Raw genomic sequence first — 15,926 nt, forward strand, 5'->3', positions numbered from 1 at the left:
TCCTCTAAACTCTCGTGGTGAGCGCCCCGCAGACCGACACCACGCCCCGGAACCGCTTCGCGACCGGCCTCGACCGATTCTTCGCCATCACGCAACGCGGGTCGTCGATCCCCCGCGAGGTCCGCGGTGGGGTCGTGTCCTTCGTGACGATGGCGTACATCGTCATCCTCAACCCCCTGATCCTGGGTGGGTTCAGCGCCGACCAGGCCGCCAGGGACGTCGACGGCGGCTGGCTCGAGAACGCTCAGGTGGCCGCGGCCACCGGCCTCGTCGCCGGTGTCATGACCATCGCGATGGGCATCATCGCGAACCTGCCGTTCGGCATCGCGGCGGGGCTCGGGATCAACTCGTTCCTGGCCGTCAGCGTCGTGCAGCAGGTCACCTGGGCCGAGGCGATGGGTCTGGTCGTCATCAACGGCGTGGTCATCGTGGTCCTGGCGTTGACCGGGATCCGGACGATGATCTTCACCGCCGTGCCGGCCCAGCTCAAGGCCGCGATCACCGTCGGCATCGGCCTGTTCATCGCGTTCATCGGGCTCGTCGACTCCGGGTTCGTCCGGTCCTCCGGCATGGCGTCGCCGCCGCTGCAGCTCGGTGAGGACGGCTCCGTCGGTGCGCTGCCGACCATCGTGTTCCTGATCGGTCTGGTCATCATCGGCACGCTCATGGCCCGCCGGGTGAAGGGCGCGCTGCTCATCGGCATCGTCGCGACGACGATCATCGCGATCATCCTGCAGGCGATCTTCCAGGTGCCGACCTCGGTGGACTCGAAGACCGGCTGGAACCTCAACGCCCCCGGCCTGCCGAGCGCGCTGTTCGCCGTGCCGGACCTGTCGCTCGTCGGTCACGCCGACGTCTTCGGCGCCTTCACCCGCATCGGTCCGCTCGCCGCGTCGATGCTCGTCTTCACCCTCGTCTTCACGAACTTCTTCGACGCCATGGGCACCATGACCGGCCTGGCCAAGGCCGCCGGCGTCGCGCAGCCCGACGGCACGTTCCCCCGCCTGAAGTCGGCGCTCGTCGTCGAGGGCGTCGGCGCGATCGCCGGCGGTGGCGCCTCGGTGTCGTCGAACACGGTCTTCATCGACTCGGCCTCCGGCATCGGCGAGGGCGCCCGCACGGGCATGGCCTCCGTCGTCACCGGCCTGCTGTTCCTGGCGTCGATGTTCCTCACGCCGCTGACCCAGGTCGTCCCGCTCGAGGTCGCCGCCGCCGGACTCGTCGTCGTCGGTGCACTCATGGTCGCGCAGGTCGCCGACATCTCGTGGACGGACTTCGGCGCAGCCCTGCCGGCGTTCCTGACGATCGTCGTGATGCCGCTGACCTACTCGATCGCGAACGGCATCGGCGCCGGCTTCGTCAGCTGGGTGCTCATCAAGCTGCTGTCCGGCCGCGGGCGTGAGGTCTCGTGGCTGCTCTACGTCGTCGCCGCGGGCTTCCTGCTGTACTTCGCGCGCGGGCCGCTGGAGGCGCTGCTCGGCGTCGGCTGACGCGGTCCGGGCGGGCCCGCTGGGCGGGCTTGGCTGGGTCGGGCCTAGCTGGGCTGGGTTGGGCCTGGCCGGGCTTGGCGCAAGACGCCGTCGTGTCGTCGAGACGCCGCCGGGATCGGCGGCGTCTCGACGGTTCCGGGGCGTCTTCCGCTGACGCCGGCGTCTTCCGCCGGCGCGTCGGTCGCGTTCGCGCGTCGGCGCGTCGGACTGGAGGCGCGGTGTCAGTCCGGCAGGTCGCTCGGCGTCGCCTCGTGGTGGCGCTGCGCCTGGGTGCGACGGTCTTCCTTCATGCTCGCCTCGAACAGGTGACGGCGGCCCTGCACGAGCTCGTCGCGCGCGGTCCGCTCGAGCTCCTTGGCCAGGGCGTAGTAGCCGTCGTCGTAGTCCTCGACGATCTGGAACGTCCAGCGCCCCTCGATGACGTTGCGGCCCACGAGCTCGGTGTCGATGCGGTCGGCGAGCTCGGTGTGCCCGGCCTTCCGCAGCTGCTCGACGGCCTCGCCGATGTTCAGGTCGGCGGTGCCGGTCAGCCGGTGGAAGCCGTAGAGCAGGCCGCGGGCGTGCTCGATGACCTCGACCGCGGCGGACAGCGTGCCGAGCGCCTCGACCGTGGCTTCGGACACCCCCTCGGGGACCTGGTGGCGTGCGTCGGGACCCTGTGCGTCGTTCGTCATGGCACCCGTCTACACGACGGCGTCTGCGACCGACGAGGGCTTCGTCCACGACCCGCCGACGTGCGCCACCACCGGTTGCGACGTCAGGGGTCGGCACCTACCATTCGAACACACGTTCGAACGAGGAGAGCCCGATGCTGATCACCGACACGACCGCCACGGTGTGGTGGTCCCACGCGACGCCGACCCGGATGGTGTGGGCCGGACGGCGATGGCGGGTGAGCGACACCCCCACCCGACTGACCGTGACCCGTGCCGAACTGCCCACCGCGATCACCCACGCGCCGGAACGGACGGTGGGGTGGCGGTTCCAGGCCACCGCCGAGGACGGCGAGTCGCTCGTCGTGGACATCGTGCCCGAGGGCGACGGGTGGGGCGTCGCTCGGACGTGGACGTGAGCGGCCCCGACCGGGGCGGCACCAGGGCAGCTGCCGGCTGCAGCGGTGTCGGGGGCCGCTAGGCGGCGACCCGGTCCGCCGCCGCCGGTCGCTCCATCAGCCGCCAGGCGCCCCCGGTGAGCGGCGCGAGCGTCACCACGGTGTAGAGCACGAGGACCACACCGAACGTCGCCTGCACCCCGGCGCCGTCGGCGGCGAATCCGGCGAGCAGCCCGCCGATCGGGATCCCTGCCCAGGTCCCGGCACCGAGCAGGCCGAACACACGCGCACGCATGTGCTCCGGGATGCGCTCGAGCTCCACCGCGCCGAGGATCGGGTTGAGGGCTCCCGCCGCCAGCCCCGACGTCGCGGCCCCGGCGAGCATCCACGGCAACCCGAGACCGAGGGCCGGCACCAGGAGCGACGGCCCACCGGCGAGCACGAAGCACAGCACGAACGTGAGGCGCCGAGGAACACGGTGTGCGACGTAGCCGAAGGCCACCGAACCGAGGAACGCTGCACCGCCGAACGTCCCCGAGACGAACCCGAGCGCCTGCGCACCGCCGAGGACGTCGTCGGCGTACAGCGGGAGCAGCGTGGTCGACCGGGCCGCGTCGAGCAGGTTGGTGACGAGCACGAGGGCCACCACGAGCCGGAAGAAGGGGTCGCGGACGCAGAACCGGAACCCTTCGGCGATGTCCTGCCAGTAGCCGGAGCGTGGGGCCGCACCGGTGCCCTCGGCGGACGCCTCCTCCGCCTGTCGCACCAGGACCGCCGCGAGCAGCGCCGCCGTCGCGAACGCCGCTGCCGTGCAGGCGAGTGCCGCCATCGGTCCGGCAGCCGCGACGAGCAGCCCACCGACCGGGGCTCCGATGAGGACCGACAGGCGCTGCGACGCCTCGAAGTGTCCCACCGCCCGTTCGAGCGGCACCCCGGCCGCCCTCGCCAGCCCCGGCAGCAGGACCCGTCGTGCGGACTCCCCGGGTAGGTCGAACAACCCGCTGACGAAGACGAGCGCCAGGAGTGCCCAGAAGGGCAACCCCACGGTCCACGCGAGCACCGGCATCGCGAGGAGGGTTGCACCACTGACGACGTCCGACGCGACGCTTGACCGGACGAAGCCGAACCGTTCGACGAGCGCCCCGCCGAAGGGGCCGCCGAGGACGATCGGCACCGTGGCGGCGAACGCGGCGATCCCGACGTCCGTCGCCGACCCGCCCCTCGCGAGGACGGCGAACGGGACGGCCACCGTCGTGACCACGTTGCCGGTCCGCGACACGACCTGCACCGCGAGCAGCGCCCCCAGGCTGGCACGGGCACTCACCGTCCCACCAGGCGGTAGCTCTGCGTGACGGCCATGATGCGCTCGGAGCCGTCCCCCGACGCGTGCGCGTCACTGACGGGGACCCACCGGTCGAGCACGGTGCGGAGTTCGACGCCGAGCGCGGCGAGTTCGTCGGGGGTGAGCCGGAGGACCTCGTCGGAACTGGTCGATGCCGTCACCCAGTCGCGCCCCAGCGCCGGTGCCTGTACGAGGAACCGCTCGTACTCCGCCGCGTACGCCTGGGCGACGGTCTGGCCCAGCGCCGTGGCGGCGAGCATCCGCTCCGGGTCGTCGAACGTGTCGGCGAGCGCCCACGAGGTGCGGTCGTCCGTGGCGCGCCACCAACGTTCCCGTCGGTCCGCACCGAGCTCTGGGGCGGGCTCGATGAAACCGGCCTCTGCAAGGCGCCGACAGTGGTAGCTGATGGTCCCCGGGGCCTCGTCGATCTCGTCCCCGAGCATCGCCGCGGTTTGGGGCCCTCCTGTGCGCAGGAGGCCGACGATCCGCAGTCGGGTCGGGTGGGCGAGGGCGCGCATGTGCGCGGCGTCGTCGAGTTCACGGGTGGTCACGGACCGACAGTAACTACACAAGACACGTTGTGCAACAGTTCTTGTGGACCGTGAGGTTGCTCCACATCAGCGCTACGGTTCCCGCATGACCAAGTGGATCGCCCTGTTGCGCGGGGTCAACGTGAACGGCATCACGATCCGGAGCGCCGAGCTGGCCGAACTGTTCCGCGAACTCGGACTCCAGGACGTCCGGACCGTGCTCGCCTCGGGCAACGTCGTGTTCTCCGCCGACGTGCCCGCGGACGAGTTGAAGACGTCGATCGAGCGGGCGCTGCGCGAGCGCTTCGGGTACGACGCGTGGATCGTGCTCGTCCCGCACCAGGACCTCGCCGCGATCGTCGACGGGTTCCCGTTCGAGGCGTCCGAGGACCGGCACGACTACGTGGTGTTCGGCTCGGACGACGATGCCCTCGACGCGCTGCTCGCCGACCTCGAGCTCGACGACTCCGTCGAGCGGGTCGCGCGCGGGTCGGGCGTCGTCTACTGGTCCTGCCCCAGGGGCTCGAGCACGGACACCCCGTTCGCGAAGCGGGTCGGTGCCGCACGCTTCAAGCGCACGACGACGACCCGCAACGCGAACACGCTCCGGAAGCTGCTGTGAGCGCAGGGGGACTCCACCACGTGGAGCTCCGGACCGCCGACCTCCGGGCCGTGGTCGGCTCGTGGGGCTGGCTGCTCGAGACCCTCGGGTTCCACGCCGGCGACGCGGCGACCGTCGAGCGCATCTGGGCCGAGGCGCCGGAGCACGGGTGGACGCGCCTGTACGAGGACCGCCACCCCTTCGCCGGCGGCCCGGACCAACGTGCTGCGTTCCTCGAGGACGCCGAGCGGATCAAGGTCGAGCTCGTCGCGGACTGACCGGGCCGGCCGGGCGGTGACCGCAACCGACCAGCCCGGGCCGTCGGTCCCTACGCCTGCGGCGGCTGCCCGTTGCTCGCCATGGTGCCGCCGTCGACCGGCAACACGGCACCGGTGACGAACGACGCGCTGTCGCTCGCCAGGAAGAGGATGGCGGCGGCGACCTCGTCGGAGCGGCCTCCGCGGCCGAGTGCGACGCGCTCGGCGAACTTCGCCTGCAGCTCCTCGTCCTCGGCCTGCTGCTGGGTCAGGTCCGTCCAGATGAGTCCCGGCGCGACGGCGTTCACCCGGACACCGAACTGCCCGTTGTCGAGCGCCGCGGCCTTGGTGAAGTTCGTGACCCCGCCCTTGGCCGCGTTGTACGGGCTCATCCGCCAGTCGGCGTCCTCACCCGAGACCGACGAGGTGTTGACGATCGAGCCCTTCGTCTCGCGCAGGAACGGTAGCGCCGCCCGCGTGCCGTAGAACACCCCGGACAGGTCGGTCTCGATGACCCGGCGCCACTCGGCGGTGCTGATGTCGGTGATGTCGCCGGAGCTGAACGTGCCGGCGTTGTTCACCAGGACGTCGAGCCGGTCGAAGCGGTCGATCGCCGCGGCGACGACGGTCTCCCAGTCCTCGGGGCTGGCGACGTCCGCGTGCAGCACCACCACGCGGTCGGTCGGCAGCGAGTCACCGACCGCGCGGACCTTGTCCTCGACACTGTCGGTCAGGACGACCGAGGCGCCTTCGTCGATGAACGCCCGTGCGGTCGCCTCACCGATGCCGGAACCGGCGCCCGTGACGATCGCGACCTTGCCGTCGAACCTGTTGCCCATGGTGTCTCCTCTTCGTTGCACGATCCGTGCCCGGGGAGACGCCGTCGGCCCGACGGGCACACCACGACCGTGCCCCCGGGCGGCTGAGCGCGTTCGGAGGTGACGGCCCCGAGATCGCACTCCGCCCCGGCACCGCGAGGCGGAACCGGGGCGGAGTGCGATCTCAGCGGGGTGAAGGCGTCAGCCGGTCGAGTCGTCGAGGTCGAAGTCGCGCTCGAGCGAGATCGTCGGGATCGACGCCGTGATCACCGAGCCGTCCGCGCGCAGCGTGCCCTGGATGTCGCTCGTGGTCGGGGCGTGCCCGGTCATCCGCGGCCCCTGGTGGGGCAGCTCGACGACGGTCGGCGCGCCGGCCTCGACGTCGTACTGCTGGTTGTGCACCCACACGGTGACGCCCGAACCGGTCTCCACCGTGAACGTCATGGTGTCCTGCTCCAGGTCGACCCGGACCCGCGACCCGTGCACCGTCAGGCGGTAGGTCAGGCGGTCCCAGTGGCGCGGCAGCCGCGGGTTGAACGTCATGCGTCCCCCGTGGTCGCGCATGCCGCCGAAGCCGTTGACGAGCGCACCCCAGATGCCGCCGGTCGACGCGATGTGCACGCCGTCCGAGGTGTTGCCGTGCAGGTCCGCCAGGTCGACGTAGAGCGCGGTCTGGAAGTACTGGTCGGCGAGGTCGTGGTACCCGACCTCGGCCGCCATGATCGACTGCACGACCGCCGACAGGGTGGAGTCGCCCGTGGTGAGCGCGTCGTAGTAGTCGAAGTCGCGACGCTTCTCGGCCGCCGTGAACTCGTGTCCCTGCAGGAACAGCGCCAGCACGACGTCCGCCTGCTTGAGCACCTGGAACCGGTAGATCACCAGCGGGTGGTAGTGGAGCAGCAGCGGGCGCTTGGAGTCCGGGGTGTTCTCGAGGTCCCAGAGTTCCTTGTCGAGGAACTGGGCGTCCTGCGGGTGGATGCCGCGGTGCGGGTCGAAGGGGATCTCCATCGACTCGGCGGCGTGCTCCCACTCGACCAGCTCGTCCGCACGCAGACCGGTCCGCCGCACCATGCGGTCGTACTCCTCGGCGTCGTCGGCGGCGAGCTCGCGGCAGGCGTTGACGGCGAACCACAGGTTCGCCCGCGCCATCACGTTCGTGTAGAGGTTGTCGTCGACCACGGTCGTGTACTCGTCCGGCCCGGTGACGCCGTCGATGTGGAACTTCTTGTCGCCGTTCGACCGCCAGAAGCCCAGGTCGGCCCACAGGCGCGCGGTCTCGACCAGCACGTCGATGGCACCGCGCTTCAGGAACTCCCGGTCGCCCGAGGCCCGCACGTACTGCATGAGGGCATGCGCGATGTCCGCGTCGATGTGGTACTGCGCGGTGCCGGCCGCGTAGTACGCGCTGGACTCCTCGCCGTTGATCGTCCGCCACGGGAACAGGGCTCCGCGCTGGTTCAGCTCGCGCGCCCGGGCCCGCGCCGCGTCGAGCATGTTGTAGCGGAAGCGCAGAGCGTTCCGCGCAACGATCGGCGCCGTGTACGACAGGAACGGCAGGACGTAGATCTCCATGTCCCAGAAGTAGTGACCGCCGTACCCGGAGCCGGTGACGCCCTTGGCGGCGATGCCGTGGCCGTCGGTGCGCGCGGTGGCCTGGGCGAGCTGGAACAGGTTCCAGCGGACGGCCTGCTGGATCGCGGGCTGTCCGGCGATCTCGACGTCGCTGCGGGCCCAGTAGTCGTCGAGCCACTCGCGCTGCTTGGCGAAGGTCTCGTCGACGTTCTCGGCGTGCGCGCGGTCGAGGGTCCGGTCGCAGCGGTCGGCGAGTTCCCGCACCGGCACGCCGCGGGACGTGTGGTAGACCACGTGCTTCACGAGCCGGATCGGCTGCCCGGCGCGCGCCTGCACGCGGTACACGTGCTTCGCCAGGTCGTCCTCGATGGACGAGGACTCGTCCCAGCTGTTCTCGGTCTCCAGGTGGTGCTCGACCCCCACGCAGATCGTCATGCCGGAGCTCGACGCCTGGTACCCGAGCACCGAACGGCCGCCGGTGCTGCGCTTCAGCTTGGGCTCGAGCACCCGGTCGGTGAACGCCTCGGCCTTGCGGGGGTCGAAGGCGTTCGCCGCCGCCCGCATGCCCGCGTGGTACTCGTCCTGCACGTCCTGGCGGTTGAGGATCTGGCTGGACAGCAGGATCGAGGCGTCGGCGTCGAGCACGGTGACCTCGTAGTCGAGGACGGCCAGGTGCCGGTCGGTGAAGGACACCAGGCGACGGGAGCGGATGAGCACGCGCTTGCCCGACGGCGTCGACCACTCGGTCTCGCGGAACAGGTAGCCGCCGCGGAACTCGAGCCGCCGCGTGTGGCGGAGGATGTCGGCCTCGGCGAGCACGAGCGGCTCGTCGTCGACGTAGAGCCGGACGACCTTGGCGTCGGGGGCGTTGATGATCGTCTGCCCGGTCTTCGCGAAGCCGAAGGCGTCCTCGGCGTGCCGGATCGGCCAGGTCTCGTGGAACCCGTTGATGTAGGTGCCGTACTGCACACCGCCGCGCCCCTCGTCGAGGTTGCCGCGCAGGCCGAGGTACCCGTTGCCGACGGCGAAGTTCGTCTCGGCGACGCCCTGCTCGTCGGGGGCGTACTCGGTCTCGACGAGCGCCCACTCGTCGATCGGGTAGCGGACGCGGTCGAGCGGGTCCGAGGTGATGGGGTTCATGCTGCTCCGTGGGGATGGAGGGAAGTGGGGTGCGTCGGTCCGGCCGCCCGGCCTACGTCGTGGTGGGCGCGGGCAGCTCGTCGAGCAGGTCGGCGAGGTCGGTCACGACGACGTCGGCACCGTGCTCGCGCAGGGCGTCGGCACCGGCACCGCGGTCGACACCGATCACCAGGCCGAACGCCCCGTTCCGGCCGGCCTCGACCCCGCTGGTGGCGTCCTCGACGACGACGCACTCCGCCGCCGTCAGACCGAACCGACCGGCTGCATCGAGGTAGGTGTCGGGCGCGGGCTTGCCGGTCAGGCCGTCCTGTCGCGCGACGAGCCCGTCGACGACGACCGGGAACCGGTCGAGGATGCCGGCGGTCCGGAGTACCGAGGTGGCGTTCGCCGAGCTGGAGACGACCGCGACGGACAGCCCCGCGGCGATCGCGGCGGTGAGGAACCGCAGCGACCCCGGGTACGGCTCGACCCCGTGCTCGTCGAGCTCGGCGGTGAACTCCGCGTTCTTGCGGTTGCCGAGACCGCACACGGTGTCCGCGGTCGGGTCGTCGTCGGGGGTGCCCTCGGGCAGCACGATGCCGCGCGACGCGAGCAGGGTGCGGACGCCGTCGTACCGCGGCTTGCCGTCGATGGAGTCGAAGTAGTCCTGCTCCGTGTAGGGCGCGACGCCGTGAGCGGCGAGGTAGGGCGTGAAGAGTCGGCTCCACGCGCGCATGTGCACGTCGGCGGTCGGGGTGAGCACCCCGTCCAGGTCGAACAGGAGCGCTCGCTGGTCGGCGAGTCGCGCGGGGGTGCGCTGGTCCTGCGTCGTCATCTGCGGTCCTCCAGGGGACTGGTGGTGGACGTGTGGCTCCCGACGAGTCTAGGACCGCTCCAGGTGGCACGTCGCGGCGCGCCCACAGCCCGTGGAGCGCACCGGCACCCCGCCCGGTGGGGAGGAACACCGCGTTCACCGGCTCTCCTGTGCATCCACCGATGACCGGACCGGCACGCTGTCCCGGACGGAAGGCACCACCATGACCAGCGACACCGCGGCACCGCCGCACGACGGCTCCCCGTCGAAGCTCCGCCAGGCGATCACCGGACCACTGCTGTACCTCTTCATCCTCGGCGACGTGCTCGGCGCCGGGATCTACGCCCTGATGGGCACCCTGGCGAAGGACGTCGGCGGGGCGCTCTGGGCACCACTCGTCCTCGCGCTCCTGCTCGCCCTGCTCACCGCGGGCTCCTACGCCGAGCTCGTGACGAAGTACCCGAAGGCGGGCGGCGCCGCCGTGTTCGCCGAGCGCGCCTACAAGACCCCGATCGTCTCGTTCCTGGTCGGGTTCAGCATGCTCGCCGCCGGTGTCACGAGCGCCGCGGGCCTGTCGCTCGCGTTCGCCGGCGACTACCTCGGCACCTTCGTCGACCTGCCCCCGGTGCCGACCGCGATCGTGTTCCTCGCGCTGATCGCCTGCCTGAACGCCCGAGGCATCTCGGACTCGCTCAGGAGCAACGTCGTGATGACGATCATCGAGGTTTCCGGCCTGGTCATCGTCATCGTGGTCGTCGCCGTGATGCTCGGTGGCGGTGGCGGCGACGTGTCGCGCATCGGTGCCTTCCCGGCCGAGGCGAACCCCGCGCTCGCCACCCTGAGCGCCGCGATCGTCGCGTACTACTCGTTCGTCGGCTTCGAGACCTCGGCGAACATCGCGGAGGAGGTCCGCGAGCCCCGCCGGGTCTACCCGAAGGCCCTGTTCGGCGCCCTCGCCACCGCCGGCGTCGTCTACGTCCTCGTCGCCCTCGCCAGCGCGATCGCCCTGCCGGCCTCGGAGCTGACCGAGTCGAGCGGCCCGCTGCTCGCCGTCGTCTCCGCCACCGGAGTCCCGATCCCGGCCTGGGTGTTCAGCCTCATCGCCCTGGTCGCCGTCGCGAACGGCGCGCTGCTCACGATGATCATGGCGAGCCGTGTCACCTACGGCATGGCGGAACAGCGGCTCCTGCCCGCCCTGCTCGCGAAGGTCCTGCCGAACCGCAAGACCCCGTGGACCGCGATCGTCGCGACCACCGTCGTCGCGATGCTCCTCACCCTGGTCGGTGACGTGGGTGTGCTGGCGGAGACCGTCGTGCTCCTGCTGCTCTTCGTGTTCATCAGCACGAACGTCGCCGTCCTGGTGCTCCGCCGCGACCGCGTCGAGCACGACCACTTCAAGGTCTGGACCTTCGTGCCCGTGCTCGGCGTGCTGTCGTGCATCCTGCTGCTCACGCAGCAGAGCGGTCAGGTCTGGCTGTACGCGGCGATCCTGCTGGCCGTCGGTGTGGTGCTGTACTTCGTCGCCCGGTTCACCGGGCGACGTTCCGGACGCGACCACGAGGCGGGCGTGATCCGCTGACGCGCACGCACCACGGGCCTCCAGGCAGACGGTCTGGAGGCCCGTGGTGCGTCCGCCGGTCGTCGCGCGTCGTCAGCGCAGGTCGCGCACCCAGACCTCGATGGCGTCCGAGATCTGCTGGCGGGCATCAGCAGGGCTGATGGTCGCCGTCCGGTCGCCCGGCTGGTCGCCGTAGGCGCCGAAGTCGGCGTGGTTCGCCCCCTGGACCTCGGTCGTGGTCGCGGTGGACGGCAGCCGGTGCCGCGCCGCGTCGACCTTCGCCGGGGTCGAGAGCCCGTCGCGTGAGCCCGAGACACTCAGCACGTCGACGTACGAACGGCTGATGTCGTCGGCGCAGTAGCTGCCGAGCAGGAGCAGGCCGTCGGCGTCCTGGGCGAGCTGGCACGCGCGGACCCCGCCGAGGGAGTGTCCGCCCACCGCCCAGCGGGCGACCTCGGGCGCGTGCGCCTGGAACGTCGACAGCGGGCGGGTGTCGAAGAACGCGAGGTTGAGCGTCGGCTTCGTGATGACGACGGTCGTGCCGTTCGCGACCACCTGGCGGAACGTCGCCATGTAGGCGTACGGGTCGACCTTCGCGCCCGGGATGAAAACGATGCCGACGCCGTCGGCCTGCCCGGTCGGCGTCATCACGACCGAGTCCCCCGCGTCCCGCACCGCGACCCGGTCGTCGCGCCAGACCTGCAGGGCCGCGCTGCGGGTGCCCTGCATGACGATGTGCGCCCAGACGAGGAACACCACCACGAGCAGCACGAGCACGGCGACGGTCCAGGTGGTCACGCGCAGTGCTCGGTTCACGGCGTCCCTGCTTCCCGGGGGCGCCGTGCGACGACGGTGAGCCACCGCTCGTCGGCCTCCGGACGCGTCGTCTCGCGGACGTCGACGTCGGCCCACCCGGAGCGGGCGACGAGCTCGGCGAGGGGCTCTGGCGCCCAGTAGGTGAAGTGCCGGGCGTGGTCGAGCTTCCGGGTGCTCCACGCATCGCCGTCGCCGTGCTTCACGGTCGTGGCCAGCACGCCGCCCGGCCGCACGGCGTCACGGAGCCGGACGAGGACGCCCCCGAGCTCCGTCCGTGCGACGTGCAGCAGCACCGCGTTCGCGAACACGGCGTCGTACGGGCTGCCGAACGCATCCGAGCGCACGTCGAGCAGGCGTGCCTCGTGCCCCTGCTTCCGCAGCGTCTCGACGAACGACCGCGCGCCGTCCGTCCGGTCGACCACGAGCCCGGCGGCCTCGAGCGCGAGGGCGTCCCGCCCCGGGCCGGACCCGAGCTCGAGCACCCGCGCCCCGACGGGGACGAGCGCGAGCAGGTCGTCGACGAGGCCGGCGCGGTGGTCGTCCGTGCGATCCGTGTAGCGATCGGCCGCGCGTTCGTAGGCGTCGAGCGTGCGCTCGGCGGTGAGGTCACGGCGCATCACGACCTCGCGCCGCCCGCCAGGCAGGGCGTCCCCAGGCTCGTCGACCGCGGTGAAGCCGCAGCGCTCGTACGTGCGGCGGGCCGCGGTGTTGTCCGACGCAACCGACAGCTCGAGGTGGTGCGCTCCGGTGCTCGCAGCCCAGGTTGCGACGGCACGGATGAGCGCAGCGGCGATCCCCCGGCCCCGGGCGGCTGGGTCGACCCACATCGAGATCAGTCCAGCGGTACCTGGGTCCTCGCCCGTCACCCCGCTCACCATGCCGACGACGGAACCGTCCTCGGTCTGGGCGAGCAGGTCGAGCGCTCCGGGCATCGAGAGCCGGGCCCGCCACCGGTGCGATGGAGCGTCTGCCCAGTCGGCGAGCGTCGAGCCGAAGGCTCCCGGGGAGTCGGCGAGCGCCGCGAGTCGGACCGGCCGCCAGGTCTTCCAGTCGTCCGGCGTCACCCGGCGCAGTGTGATCGTCACACGCCGACGCTACCGCTCGGCAGGCGCGGTGTTGCGGGCACCCGACACAGCGAGAGAGCAGAAGACGCCGGGTGCGGTGGTCGCACTCGACGTCTTCTGCTCACTCGGTGTCGCCCGAGGCGGGCGACCGCGACGCGCTACTTGATCGCGGCGCGGATCTCGGCGGCGGCTGCGCCGACGTCCGACGCGCTGTAGATCGCACTGCCGGCGACGGCGATGCGGGCACCGGCCTCCTGGACCGAGGCGACCGACGACGCGTTCACGCCGCCAGCGATCGAGAACGGCACACCCGACTCCTTGCCGGCGTCGAGCAGCGTCGAGAACGTGAAGCCCTCCTCCGCCTGCTCGTCGAGCCCGGCGTGGACCTCGACGAACTCGGCGCCGAGCTCGACGACCTCGCGGGCACGGGCGGCCTTGTCGGAGACGCCGATCAGGTCGACGACGATGCCCTTGCCGTGCTTCTTGGCGGCCTTCACCGCGCCGACGATCGTCGAGTCACCGGCGACACCGAGCACGGTGACCAGGTCGGCACCGGCCGAGAAGGCGATGTCGGCCTCGAGCTCACCGGCGTCCATCGTCTTGAGGTCGGCGAACACGATCTTGTCGGGGTGGGCCTCCTTGATCGCGGTGACGGCGGACAGGCCGGCGCTCTTGATCAGGGGCGTGCCGAGCTCGAGGACGTCGACGTGCGGCGCGGCCGCGGCGGCGAGCTCGAGGGCGGCTTCGGTGGTCAGGGTGTCCATGGCGAACTGGAGCTGCATGGGGATGCCTTTCATTCGAGGTTGGCGTGACGGGGCCAGAGGTCGTCGGCGGACTGCCCGCCTCGGGCCCACAGGGCGTGGAACACGGCGTCGCCCACCAGGGCGACGGCCTGTTCGAACAGGCTCCCGGCGTACTGGGCCGAGGCCGTGCCGGAGCGGTCGGTCTTGGTCGCGGCGGGGAGCACGATTGTGACGTCGGCGAGCTCGGAGAGCGGGGAGTCGGCGGTGGTCGAGAGCGCCACGACGGACGCGCCGACCTCGTGCGCGGTCCGCGCGGCCTGGACGATGCCGGTGGTCGTACCCGAGCCGCTCGCGACGAGGAGCAGGTCACCCTGACGGATGGCCGGAGTGGTGACCTCGCCGACGACATGTGCATCGAGCCCGAGGTGCATGAGGCGCATCGCCGTCATGCGGAGGGCGAGTCCGGAGCGCCCGGCGCCGTGCACGAACACCCGGTCGGCGCCCTCGATCAGGTCGAGTGCGCGCTGGGCCGGGGCGTCGTCGAGGCGGGCTGCCAGGTCGCCGACCTCGCGGACGACCAGGTCGAGCGCTGCGGAGACGGTGGTTGCTGCCATGCCCTCGATCCTTCCGCCGTGGGCTCCACCGCGCCGCTACCCGCGTCGGCGGGCTGCCCGTCCGATCGGGTGGGCCTGTCCGCACGGGTGGGACGGGTAGGTTCGGCTCCCATGGACGCACCAGCACCCGACCTGGAGGCGCGGGACGGGTCCGTCGGTCGGCTCGCCGCCGCCGATCACGCCAGGACCGTCGCCGAGCAGGCCGACCGCCACGCCCTGACGCTCGAGTCCGTGCTGGCCGTCCTGCGGTCCCCGCGGGTGTCCGACGCTGCCGCCCGCGCCGAGGCCGTCGAGATCGCCTCCGCCGCACTCGTCGACCTGCGCACCGAGACGGACCACCAGCGCAGCACCCTGCTCGAGCCCGTCACCGGGGCGTTCTCGCGGCTCCGTGCCGACCTGCGGCCCCTCGTCCGGTTCGGCGACCTCGACGTGCAGTTCGTCGAACCGCCCGCCACCGGTCGTGCCCTGCCCGGCGACGTCGCCCACGCGGCCCGGGCGATCGTCCGCACCGCGGTGCTCGCGCTCGTCGACGACGGTGCGGCGGACCGGGTGCGGATCCAGTGGGACTGCGACGGCCGCAACCTGCTCATGCAGCTCCGCGACGACGGCTCCGGCACCCTCGACGTGCACGACGACGCGATGCGGCCGATCGCCGAACGGGTCGTCACGCTCGACGGCCGGGTGCAGGTGGCGAGCACACCGGGGTGGGGGTCCGTGCTCGACATCACGCTGCCGCTCGACCCCCGCCCGACCGAGGTGGACGCGGCCGACGACGGTGACCTGACCCCACGGGAGCGCGAGGTGCTCCGACTCGTCGCGACGGGTGTCGGCAACCGGGAGATCGCCGACGGACTCGGCATCAGCGTCAACACCGTCAAGTACCACGTGGCGAACCTGCTCCGGAAGCACGGCGCCCGGACCCGTGCGGAGCTCGCGGCCTTCAGTTCCCGGGCGTGACGCGGCGCGACCGCGACAACGGGTACCGCCGGTCGAGCGCGGGCTCCACGACGGCCGCCATCAGGAACCTCGCGAGCACCGCGCCGCCGGCCCAGTACGCCGGGATGACGAAGATCGCCGCCCCGACCCAGACGTCCGCGCCGATGAGTGCGATGGTGCCGAGGGTCACGAGGATGCCGACGCCCGCGTACAGGTACTCCCAGCCGCGGGTCGCTGCTTCGCGCTGCACCTGCTGGCGCTCCGCGCGCTCGTCCAGACCGCGCACCCCGGGGTCGAGCGAGGCCGGTTCCTCGGTGACGAACAGGTCGCGGACGGGGACCTCGAGTGCTGCCGCCACCGCCGACAGGGTCTCCAGGCTGACGTCCCTGCCGCTCTCCATCCGCTGGATCGTGCGGACGGCGACGCCGCTCTGCTCCGCCAGTCGTTCCTGGGTCCAGCCCCGCAGTCGCCGGAGCTCCCCGATCCGCATCTCGTTCATGTCCTGAACACTAGGGATCCGCCCGACGACCCACCACGACAGGGACCCGCCACGTGCACGACAGCCGGACGCCACCGGCCGGACAGCTCGCCGCCACCCGGC

At 71.7% G+C, this 15,926-nt stretch carries 17 protein-coding genes; 6 read left to right on the plus strand and 11 right to left on the minus strand.

From position 1 onward, the window contains the following. Positions 1-14 precede the first annotated feature (14 nt). Entirely contained in the window at positions 15-1,490 is a 1,476-nt protein-coding gene (locus tag LEL83_RS06975) for an NCS2 family permease (RefSeq protein WP_198657047.1), read from the plus strand. 221 nt (positions 1,491-1,711) lie between these two features. On the opposite strand, the gene LEL83_RS06980 is transcribed toward LEL83_RS06975, so the two are convergent. Further along, a complete protein-coding gene (locus LEL83_RS06980) occupies positions 1,712-2,164 on the minus strand; it encodes a hypothetical protein (protein WP_198657048.1) in 453 nt (150 codons plus the stop codon). 134 nt (positions 2,165-2,298) lie between these two features. Between LEL83_RS06980 and LEL83_RS06985 the strand changes: the two genes are divergently transcribed. Further along, a complete protein-coding gene (locus LEL83_RS06985) occupies positions 2,299-2,562 on the plus strand; it encodes a hypothetical protein (RefSeq protein ID WP_198657049.1) in 264 nt (87 codons plus the stop codon). A gap of 58 nt (positions 2,563-2,620) precedes the next feature. Here the strand turns inward: LEL83_RS06985 and LEL83_RS06990 are convergent, their stop codons facing one another. Together LEL83_RS06990 and LEL83_RS06995 are read right to left on the minus strand one after the other, a co-directional pair. After that, entirely contained in the window at positions 2,621-3,865 is a 1,245-nt protein-coding gene (locus tag LEL83_RS06990; RefSeq protein WP_225558259.1) for an MFS transporter, read from the minus strand. Then, the gene (locus LEL83_RS06995) at positions 3,862-4,434 is read right to left on the minus strand and encodes an ArsR/SmtB family transcription factor (protein ID WP_225558260.1); all 573 of its coding nucleotides are present in this window, start codon (positions 4,432-4,434) and stop codon (positions 3,862-3,864) included. The genes LEL83_RS06990 and LEL83_RS06995 overlap by 4 nt, the downstream gene beginning before the upstream one ends. Positions 4,435-4,519: 85 nt before the next feature. On the opposite strand from LEL83_RS06995, the gene LEL83_RS07000 reads away from it, so the two are divergent. Together LEL83_RS07000 and LEL83_RS07005 are read left to right on the plus strand one after the other, a co-directional pair. After that, positions 4,520-5,035: a DUF1697 domain-containing protein gene (locus LEL83_RS07000; protein ID WP_225558261.1), complete on the plus strand. Its 516-nt coding sequence runs from the start codon at positions 4,520-4,522 to the stop codon at positions 5,033-5,035. A 20-nt stretch (positions 5,036-5,055) separates the two neighbouring features. After that, on the plus strand, positions 5,056-5,292 hold the full coding sequence (locus LEL83_RS07005; protein WP_225558262.1) for a VOC family protein: 237 nt from the start codon (positions 5,056-5,058) through the stop codon (positions 5,290-5,292). Positions 5,293-5,342: 50 nt separating this feature from the next. Here LEL83_RS07005 and budC read toward each other — a convergent pair whose 3' ends face one another. The 3 genes from budC to LEL83_RS07020 form a co-directional block, all read right to left on the minus strand. Continuing rightward, the gene (gene budC, locus LEL83_RS07010; protein ID WP_225558263.1) at positions 5,343-6,110 is read right to left on the minus strand and encodes a meso-2,3-butanediol dehydrogenase; all 768 of its coding nucleotides are present in this window, start codon (positions 6,108-6,110) and stop codon (positions 5,343-5,345) included. A gap of 180 nt (positions 6,111-6,290) precedes the next feature. After that, positions 6,291-8,801 (minus strand): glycoside hydrolase family 65 protein, encoded by a 2,511-nt coding sequence (locus LEL83_RS07015; RefSeq protein WP_225558264.1) that lies wholly within the window; start codon positions 8,799-8,801, stop codon positions 6,291-6,293. A 52-nt stretch (positions 8,802-8,853) separates the two neighbouring features. After that, entirely contained in the window at positions 8,854-9,615 is a 762-nt protein-coding gene (locus tag LEL83_RS07020; protein WP_225558265.1) for an HAD family hydrolase, read from the minus strand. Positions 9,616-9,817: 202 nt separating this feature from the next. Between LEL83_RS07020 and LEL83_RS07025 the strand changes: the two genes are divergently transcribed. Next, positions 9,818-11,173, plus strand: a complete 1,356-nt coding sequence (locus tag LEL83_RS07025; RefSeq protein ID WP_225558266.1) for an APC family permease — start codon at positions 9,818-9,820, stop codon at positions 11,171-11,173. Between the two features lie 72 nt (positions 11,174-11,245). Here LEL83_RS07025 and LEL83_RS07030 read toward each other — a convergent pair whose 3' ends face one another. From LEL83_RS07030 to hxlB, 4 genes are all read right to left on the minus strand, one after another. Further along, positions 11,246-11,968, minus strand: coding sequence for an alpha/beta hydrolase (locus tag LEL83_RS07030; protein WP_225558267.1), 723 nt, complete (start codon positions 11,966-11,968; stop codon positions 11,246-11,248). Continuing rightward, positions 11,965-13,053: a bifunctional GNAT family N-acetyltransferase/class I SAM-dependent methyltransferase gene (locus LEL83_RS07035; protein ID WP_225558268.1), complete on the minus strand. Its 1,089-nt coding sequence runs from the start codon at positions 13,051-13,053 to the stop codon at positions 11,965-11,967. Before LEL83_RS07035 ends, LEL83_RS07030 begins: the two co-directional genes overlap by 4 nt. Before the next feature lie 137 nt (positions 13,054-13,190). Beyond that, positions 13,191-13,814, minus strand: coding sequence for a 3-hexulose-6-phosphate synthase (hxlA, locus tag LEL83_RS07040; RefSeq protein WP_225558269.1), 624 nt, complete (start codon positions 13,812-13,814; stop codon positions 13,191-13,193). Positions 13,815-13,825: 11 nt separating this feature from the next. Continuing rightward, positions 13,826-14,389, minus strand: coding sequence for a 6-phospho-3-hexuloisomerase (gene hxlB, locus LEL83_RS07045; protein WP_225558270.1), 564 nt, complete (start codon positions 14,387-14,389; stop codon positions 13,826-13,828). Between the two features lie 111 nt (positions 14,390-14,500). Here hxlB and LEL83_RS07050 point away from each other — a divergent pair, with 111 nt between their 5' ends. Beyond that, a complete protein-coding gene (locus LEL83_RS07050; RefSeq protein ID WP_225558271.1) occupies positions 14,501-15,346 on the plus strand; it encodes a helix-turn-helix transcriptional regulator in 846 nt (281 codons plus the stop codon). Here LEL83_RS07050 and LEL83_RS07055 read toward each other — a convergent pair. Continuing rightward, positions 15,330-15,824, minus strand: coding sequence for a helix-turn-helix domain-containing protein (locus LEL83_RS07055; RefSeq protein ID WP_225558272.1), 495 nt, complete (start codon positions 15,822-15,824; stop codon positions 15,330-15,332). The genes LEL83_RS07050 and LEL83_RS07055 overlap by 17 nt on opposite strands. Positions 15,825-15,926: the final 102 nt, after the last annotated feature.

Source organism: Curtobacterium oceanosedimentum, from assembly GCF_020297365.1.
In the GTDB taxonomy this organism is placed as follows: Bacteria; Actinomycetota; Actinomycetes; order Actinomycetales; family Microbacteriaceae; genus Curtobacterium.

Bases quoted from the DNA above. Each gene is read 5' to 3' on its own strand.
- budC (WP_225558263.1), bottom strand. From the start codon at position 6,110: ATGGGCAACAGGTTCGACGGCAAGGTCGCGATCGTCACGGGCGCCGGT.
- LEL83_RS06980 (WP_198657048.1), bottom strand. From the start codon at position 2,164: ATGACGAACGACGCACAGGGTCCCGACGCACGCCACCAGGTCCCCGAG.
- LEL83_RS07050 (WP_225558271.1), top strand. From the start codon at position 14,501: ATGGACGCACCAGCACCCGACCTGGAGGCGCGGGACGGGTCCGTCGGT.
- LEL83_RS07015 (WP_225558264.1), bottom strand. From the start codon at position 8,801: ATGAACCCCATCACCTCGGACCCGCTCGACCGCGTCCGCTACCCGATC.
- LEL83_RS07000 (WP_225558261.1), top strand. From the start codon at position 4,520: ATGACCAAGTGGATCGCCCTGTTGCGCGGGGTCAACGTGAACGGCATC.
- hxlA (WP_225558269.1), bottom strand. From the start codon at position 13,814: ATGCAGCTCCAGTTCGCCATGGACACCCTGACCACCGAAGCCGCCCTC.
- hxlB (WP_225558270.1), bottom strand. From the start codon at position 14,389: ATGGCAGCAACCACCGTCTCCGCAGCGCTCGACCTGGTCGTCCGCGAG.
- LEL83_RS07025 (WP_225558266.1), top strand. From the start codon at position 9,818: ATGACCAGCGACACCGCGGCACCGCCGCACGACGGCTCCCCGTCGAAG.
- LEL83_RS06985 (WP_198657049.1), top strand. From the start codon at position 2,299: ATGCTGATCACCGACACGACCGCCACGGTGTGGTGGTCCCACGCGACG.
- LEL83_RS07020 (WP_225558265.1), bottom strand. From the start codon at position 9,615: ATGACGACGCAGGACCAGCGCACCCCCGCGCGACTCGCCGACCAGCGA.
- LEL83_RS07055 (WP_225558272.1), bottom strand. From the start codon at position 15,824: ATGAACGAGATGCGGATCGGGGAGCTCCGGCGACTGCGGGGCTGGACC.